General features: G+C 57.7%; 12 protein-coding genes and 1 tRNA gene. 8 read left to right on the top strand and 5 right to left on the bottom strand.

All coding sequences use genetic code 11. From position 1 onward, the window contains the following. Window positions 1–36: 36 nt before the first annotated feature. The 5 genes from QEV83_RS00960 to QEV83_RS00940 all read right to left on the bottom strand — a co-directional run bounded on the left by QEV83_RS00960 (window position 37) and on the right by QEV83_RS00940 (window position 7,544). Window positions 37–872 (bottom strand): IS5 family transposase gene (locus QEV83_RS00960; RefSeq protein WP_280129447.1). Its coding sequence is split into 2 segments (ribosomal slippage): window positions 37–461 and window positions 461–872, totalling 837 coding nucleotides; the frame shifts between segments, so codons are not numbered across the junction. A 369-nt stretch (window positions 873–1,241) separates the two neighbouring features. Further along, entirely contained in the window at window positions 1,242–4,397 is a 3,156-nt protein-coding gene (locus QEV83_RS00955) for a multidrug efflux RND transporter permease subunit (RefSeq protein WP_280129446.1), read from the bottom strand. 29 nt (window positions 4,398–4,426) lie between these two features. Then, window positions 4,427–5,581 (bottom strand): efflux RND transporter periplasmic adaptor subunit, encoded by a 1,155-nt coding sequence (locus tag QEV83_RS00950; RefSeq protein WP_280129445.1) that lies wholly within the window; start codon window positions 5,579–5,581, stop codon window positions 4,427–4,429. Between the two features lie 590 nt (window positions 5,582–6,171). Beyond that, window positions 6,172–6,696: a hypothetical protein gene (locus QEV83_RS00945; protein ID WP_280129444.1), complete on the bottom strand. Its 525-nt coding sequence runs from the start codon at window positions 6,694–6,696 to the stop codon at window positions 6,172–6,174. Beyond that, the gene (locus QEV83_RS00940) at window positions 6,696–7,544 is read right to left on the bottom strand and encodes a hypothetical protein (protein WP_280129443.1); all 849 of its coding nucleotides are present in this window, start codon (window positions 7,542–7,544) and stop codon (window positions 6,696–6,698) included. The genes QEV83_RS00945 and QEV83_RS00940 overlap by 1 nt, the downstream gene beginning before the upstream one ends. Window positions 7,545–8,750: 1,206 nt before the next feature. On the opposite strand from QEV83_RS00940, the gene QEV83_RS00935 reads away from it, so the two are divergent. The 8 genes from QEV83_RS00935 to QEV83_RS00900 all read left to right on the top strand — a co-directional run bounded on the left by QEV83_RS00935 (window position 8,751) and on the right by QEV83_RS00900 (window position 17,105). After that, window positions 8,751–10,127: a phospholipase D-like domain-containing protein gene (locus tag QEV83_RS00935; protein WP_280129442.1), complete on the top strand. Its 1,377-nt coding sequence runs from the start codon at window positions 8,751–8,753 to the stop codon at window positions 10,125–10,127. Window positions 10,128–10,620: 493 nt separating this feature from the next. Further along, window positions 10,621–10,929, top strand: coding sequence for an ETC complex I subunit (locus tag QEV83_RS00930; RefSeq protein WP_280129441.1), 309 nt, complete (start codon window positions 10,621–10,623; stop codon window positions 10,927–10,929). A gap of 85 nt (window positions 10,930–11,014) precedes the next feature. Next, a tRNA-Arg gene (locus QEV83_RS00925) sits at window positions 11,015–11,091 on the top strand. 61 nt (window positions 11,092–11,152) lie between these two features. After that, window positions 11,153–13,186 carry an FUSC family protein gene (locus tag QEV83_RS00920; RefSeq protein ID WP_280129440.1) on the top strand — a complete coding sequence of 678 codons (2,034 nt, stop codon included), beginning with the start codon at window positions 11,153–11,155 and terminating at the stop codon, window positions 13,184–13,186. A 1-nt stretch (window position 13,187) separates the two neighbouring features. Continuing rightward, window positions 13,188–13,403 (top strand): DUF1656 domain-containing protein, encoded by a 216-nt coding sequence (locus tag QEV83_RS00915; RefSeq protein WP_280129439.1) that lies wholly within the window; start codon window positions 13,188–13,190, stop codon window positions 13,401–13,403. After that, on the top strand, window positions 13,403–14,290 hold the full coding sequence (locus tag QEV83_RS00910; RefSeq protein WP_280129438.1) for an HlyD family secretion protein: 888 nt from the start codon (window positions 13,403–13,405) through the stop codon (window positions 14,288–14,290). The genes QEV83_RS00915 and QEV83_RS00910 overlap by 1 nt, the downstream gene beginning before the upstream one ends. A 434-nt stretch (window positions 14,291–14,724) precedes the next feature. Then, a complete protein-coding gene (locus QEV83_RS00905) occupies window positions 14,725–15,600 on the top strand; it encodes a septal ring lytic transglycosylase RlpA family protein (protein ID WP_280129437.1) in 876 nt (291 codons plus the stop codon). A 290-nt stretch (window positions 15,601–15,890) separates the two neighbouring features. Continuing rightward, window positions 15,891–17,105: a D-alanyl-D-alanine carboxypeptidase family protein gene (locus QEV83_RS00900; protein ID WP_280129436.1), complete on the top strand. Its 1,215-nt coding sequence runs from the start codon at window positions 15,891–15,893 to the stop codon at window positions 17,103–17,105. Window positions 17,106–17,107 lie beyond the last annotated feature (2 nt).

Below are 17,107 nucleotides of genomic sequence, written 5' to 3'. Positions count from 1 at the left end.
AACCACGAATTCCTAAGAGTCGGTCCGGAAAGTTCATCAATTCAGACAAAGCTTTCTGAGCGTGAGACGAATTGAGGCGAGACGGAGAAAAGCGAGTGCGTTTCGGGTGAGATTTTCGAAGTCTTTGGCCAAGCGGCGGCAACGATTAAGCCAAGCGAAGGTGCGTTCGACAACCCAACGTCGCGGCAGAAGCTCAAACCCTTTGGCCTGATCGGAGCGTTTGACGATTTCGATTTGTATATGCGGCAGGATTTTGGCCGACGCCTTTTGAAAGACCGGGCCCTGATATCCGCCATCAGCAAAGAGCTTTTGTAAAAACGGATACAAGCCGAACAAGGTCGACAGAACAAGCACGCCACCATCCCGATCTTGAATGTCGGCGGGATGCACCACTGCATGCAGCAGCAGGCCTAGCGTATCGACGAGGATATGGCGCTTCTTGCCTTTGATCTTCTTGCCAGCATCATAGCCGCTCGGATCGATGCGGCGCCCCCTTTTTCCGCGCTCTTTACGCTCTGGCTGTCGATGACGCAGGCCGTCGGGCTCGCTTCACGATCCATGGCTTCGCGACACTTCACGTAGAGCGCGTGATGAATGCGATCCAGCGTGCCGTCCCAGTTCCAAAGGTCGAAATAACCAAACAGCGTGCTCTTGGGCGGCAGATCTTTGGGAACGTAACGCCACTGGCATCCCGTGCTCAGCACATACATGAGACCGTTCACGATTTCCCGCGGCTCAACAGAGCGCTTGCGTCCGCCACGTTTGGCCGGTGGAATAATCGGCTCGATGTGCGACCACTCATCGTCCGTCAGATCGCTCGGATAGCGCAGTTTGTCACGATTGTATTTCGGGCGGTTTTCGGACGTCCACATTGGCGGCCTCTCATCGAATCAGGCAGCCGCCAATGAATCACAAATGATTCATCCGATTCAACTACTTCCCGGACGGACACTAAGGTTTAACCGCATAGTTACCCAGAACCTTAGTCATATGATTCTAAAATCCGCAGTAGAAGGTTCGCTCAATCTTTTGGCGGAATCGTCGGACCGAAGCGAGGATTTCATCTACGGATTTGGTCCATCGGTACGGCCTGGAATTTTGTGCCGCACGATGTAGGTTCGGATGTCTGTCTTCAACTACTTCGTCGAGGTGTGAACGCCGATCGTGAGATTGCGGTCTGCTTCGCGTAGCAGGATCACGCAATTGCACGGGCTCCAGTAAATACTACATTGACGATGCGGTTAGGTGACGTTTGAGTCTCGCCGCAGGAGTGACGAAACCCATCGCACCAAAACATAAAATGTCGGCGTAAACACGAGTCCAAAGAAAGTCACTCCGAGCATGCCGGCGAACACTGCGGTTCCAAGCGATTGACGCATCTCTGCCCCGGCGCCTTGCGCGCGAGCCAGCGGCAAGACGCCCAAAATGAAAGCGAACGACGTCATGAGAATTGGCCGAAGCCTTGTCCGGGCGGCCGACACAGCGGCCTCGAACCGTGTCTGTCCTTGCTCCTCCGCCTGTTTGGCGAATTCGACAATAAGAATGGCATTCTTGGCGGCGAGGCCAACAAGAACGATAAGGCCGATCTCAACCAGAATGTTGCGATCGAGCCCGCGATAGGTGACGCCGATCATCGCGGCTAGAACACACATCGGAACAATTAAGATAACGGCGAGCGGCAATAGCCAGCTTTCGTACAGCGCGGCAAGGAGCAGAAACACAAAGACCACGGCAAGTCCGAATGCGATGAAAGCGGTATTACCGGCGAGTTTCTCTTGTAGCGCGATCTCGGTCCATTCGAAGCCAAAGCCCGGCGGCAGTTGTTCATGCGCGATTGTCTCAATCGCGGTGATCCCTTCTCCGGACGAAAACCCGTGCGCAAGGCTGAGTTGGAGTTCGGCCGCCGGATAGAGGTTATAGTGCGGCACGCGGAATGGTCCCGTCGTGTCCTGGAACGTCGCCACGGAACCGATCGGCACCATATCTCCTGTCGCATTCCGGGTTTTGAGGTTAGCGACGTCGCGTAAGGTCAACCGATAGGCATTGTCAGCTTGAGCCGTCACCTGGTACGTCCGCCCCAGGATATTAAAGTCATTGACGTAGCTCGATCCCATATAGACCGACAAAGCTTCAAAAACCCGAGCAATCGGGACGCCGAGCAGCTCTGCCTTGGTCCGGTCGATGTCGGCATAAACCTGCGGCGTGTGCGTGTTGAACAGCGTGAAGACCTGGCTGAACCCTTTGTTCTGCGCGGCCGTGCCAAGTACGGTCCAGGCCGCGCCTTCGAGCGCCCGCGGGCCGCGGCCAGTGCGATCTTGCACATATCCCTTTAGGCCGCCACCGGTGCCGATGCCAGGCACCGAGGGAGGTTCGAGCACGAACACAAAAGCGTCGTTCAATCCGGCCAGTTGCTGGCGAAGGTCGGCCAGGATCTTAGCTGCTGTCAAACCATCTTTGACGCGCTCCTCGAATGGTTTCAGCGCAACGAAAATAACGCCCGTGTTGGGCGCGTTCGTAAACGTCGCGCCGTCGAACCCCGCGAACACCACGCTATTTAACACGCCGGGCCGGCGCAAAATGATGCCGGCCGCCCGGCGCAGAGCTTTGTCTGTGCGGTCAAGCGATGCGCCGGGCGGCAGCTGGAATGCCGCGATAAGATAACCGCGATCAAGCTGCGGGATAAGACCTGTCGGCGTCTTTCGTAAGAGGTCATAGGCGAAATAAATGAGGCCTATATAAACCAGCACGGAAACGAGACCGACTCGCACGAGGCGGGCTGTCAAAAATCCGTAACCCGCGGCAAGTTTGTCGAAAAGCCAGTTAAAGCCAGCGAAAAACCAACGTAGCGGCGACGATACCCAATAGAGTACGCCGGATTGCTTCGGTTTGCTGTTGTGCGGCTTCAGAAGAATCGCGGCGAGCGCCGGTGAAAGCGTCAACGAGACGAAAGCGGAGATCACCGTGGCGGTGGCGATGGTGATCGCGAACTGCCTGTAGAACGCTCCTTGCAGCCCGGTAATGAACGCGGTCGGAATAAACACCGCGCACAGCACCAGCGCGATCGCGATTAACGCGCCACCGACCTCGTCCATTGTCTTATGCGCGGCCTCACGCGGCGACATACCCAACTCAAGATATCGTTCAGTGTTTTCGACCACGACGATCGCGTCGTCAACGACGATACCGATCGCGAGCACAAGGCCAAACAGCGAAAGCGTGTTGAAGGTGAGGCCGAGGCCACTCATCATCAGAAAGCAGCCGATGAGCGAGACCGGAATGGCGATAATTGGGATGATCGCCGCCCGCCACGTCTGGAGAAACAGGATAACGACGATGACGACGAGTCCGGTGGCTTCATAAAGCGTATGCACGACCTCATTGACCGACTGCTGGATGAATTCGGTCGGGTTGTAGACGATGGAATAATCGAGGCCGGAAGGAAAGTCCTTCTTCGCCAGCTCCATTTGTGCTTTTACGGCGGCAGCGGTGGCGAGCGCGTTCGATCCCGGCCTTTGGAATATGACGAGCGCGGTGGCGGTGTCGCGGTTGAGGTAGGCGTTGACAGTATAGTCGAGCGCTCCGAGCTCGACTCTCGCGATATCATGCACGCGGATGTAGCCGTCCGGGTCGGCCCGGATGACGATCTCGCCGAACTGCGCGGGGTCGCTGAGACGTCCCAGCGTTTGTACTGACAATTGGAACGCGCCTGGCGAGCTTGCAGGTGGCTGATTGATGGCGCCTGCCGCCACCTGGAGATTGGCCGCTCGCAGCGCGGCGATAACCTCGCCAGCTGTGAGGCCGCGCGCGGCAACCTTCGCCGGGTCGAGCCAGATCCGCATCGAATAATCCCGGGCGCCAAAAATATTGACATTACCGACACCGTCGACGCGTGCTACCGCATCCTTGATGAAAAGCGTCGCATAGTTTGAAATATATTGCTGATCGCGCGATCCGTCTGGCGACGTCAGATGAACGACCATCATGAGGTCGGGCGAGGCCTTTCTGACCGTCACGCCAAGGCGCCTGACGTCCTCGGGCAAACGCGGCTCGGCGATCGCGACACGATTTTGAACCAGTACCTGCGCCTGATCGACGTTCACTCCTGCCTTGAAGACGACGTCGATCGAAACCCGCCCGTCGCCAGTCGATTGCGAGACGATATAGAGCATGTCGTCAACACCATTGACCTCCTGCTCAATGGGTGTTGCAACGGTTGCAGCGATGACTTCGGCCGAGGCGCCCGGATACGTAGCGCTAATGTTCACGGTCGGGGGCGCGATCTCTGGATATTCCGAGATCGGCAAGGATCGTTGCGCAATAGCGCCGGCGATTGTCAGTAGGATCGAGAGGACGGCTGCAAAGATCGGCCGGTCGATAAAGAAATGGGAAAATCGCATCCGTTATCCCTGGAGCGCAATAGGCTTGCTCAGTTCGAGACCGCAATGATGACGCCGTCTTGGGGAGCGACCAATGCACCCGCCCGCACGAACGGATTGGCAATGCCGTCGATCACAATCCTGTCGTTTGGATTAAGTCCCGCCAGGACGACGCGCAACCCCTCATGAATTTGGCCGAGCTGCACCGGTTTCACGGAAATTTTATTTTCTGGTGTGACCGTGAAGACGGTCTTACTCGCCTGATCCGACACGATCGCCGAATCCGGAATCAGCATGGCTGCTACGTTGCCGCCGAACAGCCGCAAGTGGCCGAAGGTGCCGGGCAGTAAAAACAGGTCTTTGTTTTGGAATATAGCGCGGCCACGAATCGTGCCGGAGCGGGCGTTGAGCTGATTGTCAACGAAGTCCATGACGCCCATATGTTTCCATTCACTCTCGTCGGCTAGCCGAACAACGACGGGATTCTTGACGTCCCGAGACGAAGGCCGCTGCCCTTGCGCGGAGAGGCGCGCGTAGCGGAGGTAATCCGCCTCCGAGGCATCGAAAACGAAATGGATAGGGTCAAGAGTCACGATCGTCGTGAGCAGCGTCGCACCCGTCTGCCCCCCTTCGATGAGGTTGCCGGCATCGACCCTGCGATCCGACACACGTCCAGAAATGGGTGCGCGCACTTGCGTCCATTCCAGATTGAGCTCGGCGTTGCGCAGCGCCGCTTCGGCGGCAAGCTGCTGTGCTTTCGTGACCTCCAGATTGGCGTTCCGCTGATCCACTTCGCGCGAAGTGATTGTCCGGCTCGCCGCAAGCTGCTCTGCTCGGACCGCGTCCGTGGACGCGAGCGCCACTTGCGCCCGTGCCTTTGTAACATCGGCCTTGGCGCTTTCGACTGCTATTTGGAAAGGCCTTGGATCTATAACGAAGAGAAGGTCGCCTTCCTTGACAAACTGGCCGTCGGTAAAGTTAATTTTATCGAGCGTGCCTGACACCCGCGCCCGAACCTGGACCTGTTTCAGTGCCTCAAAGCGGCCGGTATATTCATCCCAAACATCAATCGTCTTGGCGATCGGGTTTGCAACAGTCACTCGCGGTGCTGACGCCCCAGCCTCTGCCCCTGTGGAGGTCTGCTCAGTGAAAGCGAGTGCCAAGAGGGCAAAAAGGGCCAGCTGCAGGAAAAATGCCGATCGCATAACAACCTCGAAGATCCAGGGGAGTTGTGTCTGCCTCATCACCAATAGCACATAACAACCCTTATGCCACGTCAGCTTCCCGACGCGGCAACATCTTCCCTTGACTGCCGCAAGCGCTTCAACGGTGGTGCAGTATTGCGCCTGAGCCGCCAACGCGATCTCCGTTTAAGCGGGCGATGGCGCGTTCTGACAGTTCAGCAAAGATAGAGTCGAGAACAATTGCCTGAACCGCCAGCCGCCTTTGCAGCCTAAGAGGGGTCGCCGACGACTATCTTGTCCGTGTAGCCCGGATGCTGGTTTCGTCGGCGGCGCGGTAGAGGAAATTAGCCTTGCGTGCCGGCGCCGTACTGGCCGCATCTTGGACGATGCCGCGCTTCTGCCTTCGCCGGGATTTGGCGCTTGTGGACTAGGAGTGGAAGGGAGAATGACAGCATCAACTTTTCGCTTTTCAGACGACAGAACACTGCCGAATGATGCACTGCGAATCGTCACGATAGTCGACAAGAGCGATCCGAGAGCTGGATCAAGGAAAGGTTGGCAACGCCATTTCTCTCAAAACCATGACGAGAGAGAATGAGATTTCTTTGACGCTAAACTTCCTTATGCCCCGTGGGATCGAAGAAGGCTCTTACCAGCGCGGATGCCGCAGCGTTTGAAACACCGCAATTCGAGGGAGCCCATATCTTAAAATAATAGGCTACTTGCCTTGCCTTTAGCGGGTCGAAAAGGATTTTGATCCTATAGAAAATACTCAGAAAACCTAACTTGTAGTTGATCCACGGCTCCGCATAGACATTGCCATTGTAGACATAGGAAATATCATATTCGCCTTGTTGGTAGCGATATTCGGTTGGAATGATCGTCATAAGCCGCGTCGGGACTGGCAGGATGGCCAATGGCTGGGAGCAATTCGGGACGGAGATTTCGAAGCCACTCAAGCTTCCAACGGGGACGTCGAATGTCCCCGTTATATGAAGTCCAGAGTTTTCTGGAGGGAGGTGACTCTCCACCGGAGAGGCAGCATGAACTTGGGACATAAAACGCCAGCGCGTCCAAATGCCTCCCGCGAGCGCGACGGCTATGATCAGGATCACACTGTAACGAAGACGTTCCATTAACTGCGAAGCCGCAGAGAGAGTGTGGTTGGAAAGGCGATGGCGCCTAACGTCAAGCACGAGAATAGCATTGCTCCGCTTCCTTCATGCCAATAATTGTAAGCTTCTTCCGACGGGGTCATCAAAAGAATGCGGAGCGCGTTAAGGCAAACGATCACCAAAATACCGATCACTAGCGCCATTAACTTCGAGCCGCTTACCTTCGATCCAGCCAACTTGATGAGAGATAACCAGACAAGCACCGCAAGTGAGGCATTGTGGAATGAGGAACAGCCATCCATAAGGTAGACGAACCATCCATTTGGTGAGTTTAGGCGGATTCCATCCAAGGTAAGTCCAAACCCAAGCAATTGGCCGGCTTTCGCAACGACAAAGACCTCCGCTTGTATAATCGGCGCACAAACGACTTGAAAAAACAGACGGCCCCAGAAGCGGTAAACGGAAATCGCCAACCAAAGCTGCCCGACTGACACAAGCTGCCCGTTGTACGGACGTCGGCGCCAAAAGTAGATACCGGCGATAGTGGCGCCCACAAATGGCAAGCTCTGCTTTGGAAACAGGAAAAACATCGCACAGGACGAGATTATGACAAAATCGACTTTAGAGAGACGAACGGCTTCGACTTTAGATTTTAAGACCGCGTAGATCGCGATGAATGCGAGAAGCTCGCCAGCATTGACTTCGTGCATAGCGATGACGTCGAAGGCAGGCTTTTGCGCAGCATCAAGCAAACGCTGAACGGCACCGACGGCGAGAAGGGCAAAGGTATAGAAAAGCAGGACTCCCGCATCATCCAGCTTCAGCGAGGCAGCCGCAAATCGACCTTGGCCGAATGATTTTCTCGACATGATTTTCTGTACGGAACATCTCACATATGTTCCGATCGGTTGAAAATCTAATTTCATGATTTTCTCAGACGTGATGCACGCTACGACGCGTAGGCTACCCTTTCGCTCCCCAGTTCGAATTCGCTTCGATCTGAGAAACCAAGAATTTGCGTTAGCCCGTCAAGGGGAGTTCAATTCGTCCGTTTTTTCGTTTACCCATGACGGCGTCTTAGGAGGTATAAAGCAAGGCCACACGCAAAGAGAAGCCCAAGCGCTGTGGCGCCCATTTCTGGTGCCGGCGCACCGCCGCCGGGCCGCAACCCGTCCGCCGCGAAACCAGACGCGGCACTAGCTGTCCATGAGCTCGCAACCAAACCAAGAACTTGAATTCGTTTCTTCATGATCAATTGCCTTAAGCTGGTATAAATTTGCAGATAAAACATGCAACGATGATTGGTAGATGCCTGATATGCGGGCATTCGGTAAGTCCCAAATAGGGCACACGGGCACACGTGCCTCGATTATAGCCTTACACTCATGAGAGCCCTGTCCAGTGCGGCATGGCCGGAGATTCCGACAGTGACAGCGGCGGGTAGGGCACGACGCACTGCGCAGCTCGATCACATCGTCCATCACCTCAGGCTGGTGCTGGGTGGCAGACCGAAGCGAATTTTGCGCGCTGGATACGCCGCCAGTGAGCCCGGATTCGTCGCGAGGAGACCAATGCTGAAATCCTGACGCTTGCGATGGAAACCGCAAAGCCAGACGTTCACTCACACAGCGACACTTCGGCTCAGGTAGGGTAGACGAGCTGAGCTGTATCAACCGTTCGAGATCCATCGGTGCTTCTTTAGGCTTGGTACCGGTGCCGGATTCTATGCTGAAGAAACCGGCCGCGCGTGGAGCCTCAAGTGGGCAAAAGTGGTGCTCGCGCGAAATCCTGTGGTCGTCATCATTCAGCAGTGATCTAGATAATTGTATTTGCTCCGGCGCGCACGGGTCGAGTGGAAGATGTCTCTTGGGCGGAGCATCCCCCGATTCGTGGAAGTGCGCCAGTGTGATAAAGTTTCCATGACACGAGAGTCTCGGATTTCGCAGACGCTATGAGCCCAAGCGCCCCGAATAGAACATGCTAGTCGAGACTAACTGACTTCGGCTGGACGCTGGCTCGCTTGCCGCCAATGGCACGATCATGTTCAACTGACGCAGATCATTTTGGGGACTCTCATGCTTGGATCGGTGATCGCTTCTCATTTATCGATGATTGCCGGCGTGGCTATGACGCTGGTTCTCGTTTCGCGCATGGTGCGCCAGCGCCGCTCCGCTACCAGCACGACGGCGTGGCTATTGGCGATCTTGCTCATCCCTTGGATCGGCATCCCAGCCTATCTCGTTTTTGGCGGACGGAAGCTTAGCGCCGCCTTGATGCTGAAACCTCCGCTCGGCTTGGCCCCGCCGGCGGCGGCGCTCCCGCCTGGCCAAGCCGGAGCCGACCAATTGTTGCAGAGCTACGGCCTGCCGAGGGCACAGTCCAGGAATCGCTTTTCGCTCTGCGTCGATGGCGTCGATATTTTCAACCGCTTCATCGAGACGATCGAAAGCGCGGAGAAGCGCGTTCACATGGCGAGCTTCATCCTGCATCCGGACCCGGTTGGGCTTGCCGTTATCGAGGCACTGGCGCGCCGCGCGCGGGCCGGTGTCGAAGTGCGCTTGCTGCTCGACGGCGTAGGATCGTTTCATACATCGAGGCGCTCGCTCGATCCCTTGATCCGGGCTGGTGGAGACGTCGCGTTTTTTCTTCCCGTGCGTCTCGTGCATTTCACTCGCACCAACATGCGCAACCATCGCAAGATGCTGATTGCCGACGATCAGAGGGCGGTGGCCGGCGGCGCCAATGTCGCGGTTGAATATATGGGGCCGACGTCTGACTCGAAGCGCTGGCGCGACTTGTCCTTTCTGCTCGAGGGTCCGGCAGTTCGCGATTATGCCGCAATCTTCGCCGCGGATTGGCGCTTCGTCACCGGCAAGCGCATTGACCCGGCCTCGGAACCAGCGACCGCCGCAGGCGAAGCCGTGGTGCAGATCGCGCCTTCGGGACCGGATGTGCCGGGTGATCCCGTTTACGCGGCCATCGTCTCGGCCGCATTCGCGGCGCGGCGGCGCTTTTGGATCGTGACGCCCTATTTCATCCCGCCAGATGGGCTCGCAGGGGCGCTTGCCCTTGCGGCTCATCGCGGTGTCGACGTGCGGGTCTATGTTCCAGACCCATCGAACCATTTTATTGCGGACCTTGCTCGCGGCCAGCCGCTCCGCGACGCGGCGGCCGCGGGCGTGAGCGTGATCCGCTTTATCGGCGGCATGGTGCATGCGAAAATTGTCGTCGTCGACGACGCACTCGCCATGGTCGGCTCTGTCAACATCGACCCGCGCAGCCTGTTTTTGAACTTCGAGGCAAACGCCATCGTCTATGGCGCCGATCAAGTCGGCGCGGTAGCCAACTGGATTGAGACTCTGCATGACACAATGCAAAAAGGGGTTCCGGCCGTTTCGACCTTTCGAGACACGCTCGAAGGCGTCGCCCGGATGCTCGATCCGTTGCTATGAGTTGCAGTACCCGTCCAACATGGGACCTCAGCTCCATCCATGCCGGAAACCGTTACCCGTTGTAACTGATTTTCTTAATCTCCTTGGCTACAGAACCACCAGTGAGACCGCGAGCCCGAACCGCCGTGACTATGTGAGCGTGCGACTGCTGCCCGCCTTGTTCCGCACGAGGTACCTCATCCCACCGGTCGTGAGGGCCTGTACCGCAAAGCCGATTGTGTCGGTGTCGAAGACGTAGTAATCGGTTCCTGTCGGCTTCAGGCCGTCAACTAGGCGCTTTGTGATGCGGGCTCACATTCAAGTTTCTGAAGTCTTCCCAGTGGCCGGTCACTCCCGGGGCAACCCAGAAATGGGAACGAGTTAGGGGCATCGGAAACGCTGCCCCGGCCACTAATATGACCGGCCGGATCTCGAAAGCGGCGGTATTTGGGATAACCCCAACTCATGGGCCTGCGATTTGCTTCGCCCTGGCAACGAAACGAGAGCCACGACAATGATTACGGCACGAATTTACCGACCCTCAAGAACCGCAACCCAATCAGGCAATGCCCGGACCAAGCTTTGGGTCTTGGTATTCGCCCCTGCGGCGCCACGCCAAATCGATCCGCTGATGGGATGGACGAGTTCGCGTGATATGAACAGCCAAGTGCGGTTGAAATTCGCCACCAAGGACGAAGCCGTCGCCTATGCCAGCAAAAACGGCTTGAGCTACCGGATCGAGGAATCGGCCCCAGTCTCGAGGAAAATTCTTAGCTATTCCGACAATTTCAAATCGAATCGTCTTGACCAATGGACTCATTAACGCCAACCTCATAATCGACATTAAGAGCGCTGTTTAAATTGTTAGTTTCATTGAGGAAAGAAGCTGCTTGAATGCTGTCGCAGCCGACTCCGTAGCTCAGCTGGATAGAGCAGCCGCCTTCTAAGCGGCAGGTCGCAGGTTCGAGCCCTGCCGGGGTCGCCAAAAGCCTTACGTTTGAAATCAGTTGGGAATCTGGGGACGCTCGGCGGGGGAATGAGGTCCGATGGGGGCGATCAGCAGCCGGGTCAACAGCGGTCTTTTGTTGCCCGAACTTGTGTCCCGTTTGAGGGCTGCCAAACGGGCGTTTCCGGCTATCTTCTATGGTGCGCGTATCGCACTCTCGGCGTCGGTCGCGCTTTATGTTGCGTTTTTCTTGCAGTTGGACCAACCCAGCTGGGCTGGGACAACAGCCGTCATCGTCGCCCAACCCGTCCTCGGTGCGGCGCTTCGCAAAGGGATGTTCCGCCTCATCGGCACGCTCGCGGGGGCTGTCGCGGCAGTCTGGCTTCTCATGCTTTTTCCGCAATCGCGGGTTGGATTTTTTTTGGGCTTGGCGATTTGGTGCGGGCTCTGCGGCTCTGCGGCGACGGCTTTGCGTAATTTCGCCGCCTATGGCGCCATCATCGCGGGATTCACCGCCGCGATTGTCGCCTTGAACGCGATCGCGGCGCCAGAGCATGTGTTGATGATTGCACTCAGCCGCGCCAGCACCATCACCATTGGGATCATCGTCACGACTCTCGTCTTTTCCTTCACCGATTTCGGTGGCGCGCGCGACGATTTGGCGCGCCGAATGCTGCTTGCCAGCCAGGCGATCATGTCAGGGCTCATACGAGCTTTACAGTTTGAAGCCGGCCCGATTGAATCGAGCCGCGCCATTCGCCGAGCTCTGTTTGCCGATGTCGCGGGACTCGACGCGATTATCGACGAGGCGATCGGCGAATCCTTCGCGGTGCGCGCCCGCGCCGCCACTCTGCAAGCAGCCCTGTCGGGTCTATTTTCCGCTATATCTTCTTGGCGCACGATTGAATCCCACTTGGACGAACGTCCGAGGGTCGCGACAGAGGCAGGCGCCAAAGCGGCACTATCGGCACTATCGGCCGGCGGATTACCCGATGCTTTGGCTGCCGAGGCGGCAAAGGATCCCCTCGCGCTCTGCGAGCGATTGCAGAGGAGCGGCGATGCGCTTTTGATTTGTCCTGCGGCCGACATTTCGGAGCGGTTGCTTCTTGACCAGACCGGCAAGGCTCTGCTTGGTCTTGCCGGGACGATGAATGGTCTTGTGCTTCTCAACGAACCCTTACGCGCGAAAGTCATCGCGCGGCGAGCCGCCAGACGGACCTTCGATCCGCTCGTGGCATCACTCAACGGTGTGCGAGTCGCGCTGGCGGTCGGCGCAGCAGCCCTGTTCTGGATTTTCACGCACTGGCCAGAAGGTACCACCTTTATCATGTTCATCGTCATCGTGTCATTGCTTTACACCAAGCAGGACGAGCAGGCCTTCGACGCGGGGCTTTCGATGGTATTCGGGTGCCTCCTTGCCGCAATTGCGGCTGGCGTGCTCAAATTTCTTTTGCTCCCATCCCATGGAAGCTATGAAGCTTTTAGTCTTCTGCTCGCAGCATTTCTCATTCCGGGTGGCGCCGTGGCGACGGTGCCCGGCATTGGGGCCACGGCTTTTCTTTACGATGTGAATCTCATTCCGATGCTGAGCCCGACCAACCATATGGTCTACGATTTATCGGCGTTCCTGAACAATGGGCTGGCCATTGTGTCGGGGTCGATCGCCGGCGCGGCCCTGTATCAGTTAATTCCTCCGCTTTCGCCAGCGCTGCGGGCTCGCCGCCAGATTGCCGCCGCTTTGCATGATCTCCACCGGCTCGCGGCTGGCAACTGGCGCCCTCCAGCGGACATTTGGGAAGACCGCCTCTATGACCGGATGATCGCTCTACCTAAAGCCGCGACTCCTCGCCAGCGAAGTCAATTGGTGGCGGCGCTCGGCACCGGCCTCGCGATCGCGCAAGTGCGGGATCTGGCGGACACAGTCGGAGAGCGGGGTGGTGCCGGCCGCGTGATCTCCTTGCTCGCCACCGGAAACCCGGATCAGATGCGTGCCGCCGCGGCCGGGATCGTCGCACGCCTCGCGCCACAGGCGGGGCAGGGAAGTCCGATTGCCGTGCAGCGGTTCTGCACCGCTATGCGGGAAATCGAGGAGGCTCTGACCTCCGACCCCGCGTTCTTCGCCGGAAGAGGGTAAAATGCCGTTTCCTGAAGCGAATATCTTCGGCATCTACGTGGCCCCCATCGCCATACTCATGCTGGTCGCTTGGCTGCTGCTCCTTCTGATCCGTCGCGTCGCCGATCGGCTTGGCAACTTCGGGTTTGCGATATGGCATCCCGCGCTGTTCAATGCCGCGCTTTACCTCATTCTGCTGTCCGGTCTTGTACTGCTACTTGCCGGACGCAAATCGTGATGACCGCCAGAACCGCGCTCCGGCCTGCTCTCACGCTGCTCGTTGTTGCCATCGCGCTGACGGCCGGGTGGATGATGTGGCACAGCTATATGCTTTCCCCTTGGACGCGGGATGGTACCGTGCGCGTCTATATCGTCACCATAGCGCCGGAGGTCGCCGGGCGAATCGTGCAGCTCAACGTTATCGACAACCAGTATGTCCATAAAGGCGACCTCTTGTTTGTTGTCGATCCATCCGACTATAAAATTGCGGTGGAAGATACGCAGGCGGAGGTCGAAGAAGCCAGGGAACGTTTGGTCCTGTCGCGCAGCGAAGCCGAAAGGCGGGCGCAACTGAACGAGCTTGCGGTCTCGCTGGAGCAGAAGCAAGTTTATGCGGTCGGCGCCGCAACCGCGGCGGCGACCTACCAGCAGATGCTCTCGCGGCTCGCCAAAGCCCAGCTTGATCTGAGCCGGACGGAAGTGCGTTCGCCAGTCGATGGCTGGGTGACCAATCTCTCGTTGCGGCAAGGCGACTACAGCGTTGTCGGAAACCGGGCACTGTCGCTGGTCGATGCCCACTCCTTTTGGGTGGAAGGCTATTTCGAGGAAACGACAATCGGCCCGATCAAGGATGGAGATCCGGCAAGCGTTTGGCTGATGGGGTTCCCGGATGAAATCAAGGGGCATGTCGATAGTCTTACGCGCGCGATCAATGTTCCAAATGCGCAGTCCGATGCGTTGGGGGTTGCCGATGTCAATCCGGTCTTTACCTGGGTCCGGCTTGCCCAGCGCGTGCCTGTGCGGATTCATCTCGATGAGGTGCCGAGCAACGTCAGGCTCGTGCAAGGCATGACGGCCACAGTGCAGGTGCATCCGAAACGCCCATCAAGCGCCACCAAAAAGTGACGTTGGCCAGTTTGACTGGGGGACGGCCCTTGGCGCAATGGCGCTGGTACACGGTTGCTGGCTGAAATGGCCGCAATCCGATCTCGAGTCTTCGGCGTGTCAAAAGCCCGCGATTCTGGTGCGCAACCAGTTGCTTCGCGGCACGCGACGGTTTTCAAGCAACTGTTGCAAAAATATCCAACATAATGATTTTGCTGATTTTCTATGTATCGAGCGGCCGTTTTTAAGCGGCCGACGCAACCCTTCATGCCGCACTTTGGTCGCATTCGAAAGCCGAACTGTGCTTCGGCTTTGCCATGGCTTTAAGGCTTCCGAAACCGGAGGCTGCGAAACTAGCGGTTTGCCGGTCTTTATAAATCGGCCACGGCCCGCCTCGCGGCCACGCCAAAGTCTAGGGGATGCGCATGCGAGCGAACCAGAATTTGAATGAGTGCATGCGTACAGTATTAAGTTTTCTTTGTAATCTTGCCGCCAAGCAGCCAGTCCGTTTCGCCGTAACAGGCCTTGCAGGGGGCGCAGTTTTAAGCCTGGGCGGATGTGCACAACCGCCAGGGCAGCGCCTCGTCTCAGCGAATTCCAAGGAATATTTCCCGTCCTCCATCTATGGCGCGGCCAGCCCGCGGGTGGTCGCCGATGGCGAGCCGGTGCCGCGTGGCGGCGGTATGTACATGGTCGGGAAGCCCTATTCGGTGGCCGGGCATACCTATTACCCGAGCGAAAAACATTACGCAGCAACCGGCCTTGCCTCTTGGTATGGCGATGCCTTCCACGGCCGCCGGACCGCCAATGGCGAGGTTTACGACCGCGATTCGATTTCCGCCGCGCATCCAACGATGCCCCTGCCAAGCTACGCGCGGGTCACCAATCTCGGCAATCACCGTTCGCTGATCGTCCGCGTCAACGATCGCGGCCCATTTGCCGCCAACCGGATCATGGATGTTTCGCGGAGGACCGCCGAGGCGCTCGATTTCCGCCAAACCGGCACGTCGCGGGTCAAGGTCGAATATATTGCCCCCGCCAGCCTTGCCGGGTCCGATGACGAGAAACTGCTCGCGACCCTGCGGATTGACGGACCCGCCTCGATCGCCGGGGTAGAGGGCGGCGATCGCAGCCTTCTCGCCGAAAACGCACCGTACCCGATTGCCACCGCCGACGCACGACCTTCCGCTTCGGCTGCTGGGGAAGAGGCAAGCCAGCCAGTCACCGCCTCTTCGAGCCACGCCGGAGGACGGCAAATTCCGCTTCCGCCAGCCCGGCCGTTCGATCTGGGGAGGCTTCCGAGAGCCGGGGTGCCCGTCGCATCGCGCTGAGGTGAATTGACGCCCGAAGGGCCTATTTTAGAACTTGCGTCTCGTGATGACCGGATGATTTGACCTGGCAAGAAACGGTTCTCGCGTTAACCGCGCGCCACAATACACCGGCGCATCAGCGCTTAAGGCATTGAACGTCGTCGTGCCGCGGCGTAAGGATATGCGACCTCATGGAAATCGGCGGCCATCAAGGTTGCCGCGCCATACCTGCCCGCTTTAAAATGGGTATTCCTAAATTTCCGATCCGGCCTACTGAGCTGGATGCCAACCTTTCCTTATTGGTGGGGACAATGAAAACCACCCGTTTGATTGCCAGCCTGTCCGGCAGCCGCGTGCCGCATTTCGGTCTTCTTGTCATCTTGTCACTTTTTGGTCTTCCCATCGGCGTGGCGGCTTTCGCCCAAACGATTCAGACCAGCGTGCCACATGCGATTTTGATCGATTCAGCTTCCCGCAGCGTGCTGTTTGAAAAGGACGCCGACGCGCTCGTCATTCCGGCATCCACCGCAAAGATCATGACCGCTGAGATCGTCTTCAACGAGATTGCCCTGGGTCATCTGAAGCTCGACGATCAATTTTTGGTCAGCGAGACGGCCTGGCGCTACGGCGGCGCGCCAGCCCGCGGATCAGCGATGTTCGCGGCCCCCAACAGTCAAGTCCGGGTCGAGGATTTGATTCGCGGACTTGTGATTGATTCGGGCAATGACGCCGCGATCGCCCTCGCCGAGGGGGTCGCTGGGTCGGAAGGGGCCTTCGCCACCCGTATGACGAAACGGGCACGCGAGCTCGGCTTGGAACACTCGACCTTTACCAATGCCTGGGGCAGGGGCGATCCCGAACAAAAAGTGAGCCCCAGGGAAATGGTGGCGCTCGCCAATCACGTCATCCAAACCTACCCTGAATTTTATAAATATTTCGGCGAGAAGGAATTTACCTGGAACAAGATTAAACAGACAAATCGCAATCCTCTGCTGACCATGGATTTTGGCGCGGATGGGTTGAAAACCGGCAACATCGATGAAAGTGGCTATGGGCTGGTCGGCTCCGCCGTTCAGAACGGGCAGCGGCTGATTCTGGCGCTTTACGGCGCCTCGTCGTCCAAGGAGCGCGCCGATGAAGCGCGCAAGATTTTCCTTTGGGGTTTCCGTTCGTTTGACTCAAGAACCATTTTTCAGGCGGGCGATACGATCGGCAGCGCCAAGGTCTATGGTGGCACGTCCACTTCCGTGCCGTTGGTCGCCGATGGGGAAGTCAAAATTCTCGTTCCCCGGTCCGCCACCGAAAAACTCAACGGGCGAATTGTCTACACCGGCCCATTGATCGCCCCTATCGAGGCAGGCAAAGAGGTTGCGCGGCTTAAGATTTTTCGCGGCCAGGAGCAAATCCTCGACCTCCCCTTGAAGACTGCCACCGCGATCGAGGAGGGCACCCTCCCGCGGCGGGCCATGGACGCCGGAATCGAATACGCAGCCGGAGTTATCCATAAATATGTCCTGAAGCGATAAAG

This window comes from Methylocapsa sp. D3K7 (assembly GCF_029855125.1).
Classification (GTDB): domain Bacteria; phylum Pseudomonadota; class Alphaproteobacteria; order Rhizobiales; family Beijerinckiaceae; genus Methylocapsa.
Note: the sequence above shows the minus strand (reverse complement) of the source record. Positions and strands in the feature narration are given on the sequence as shown.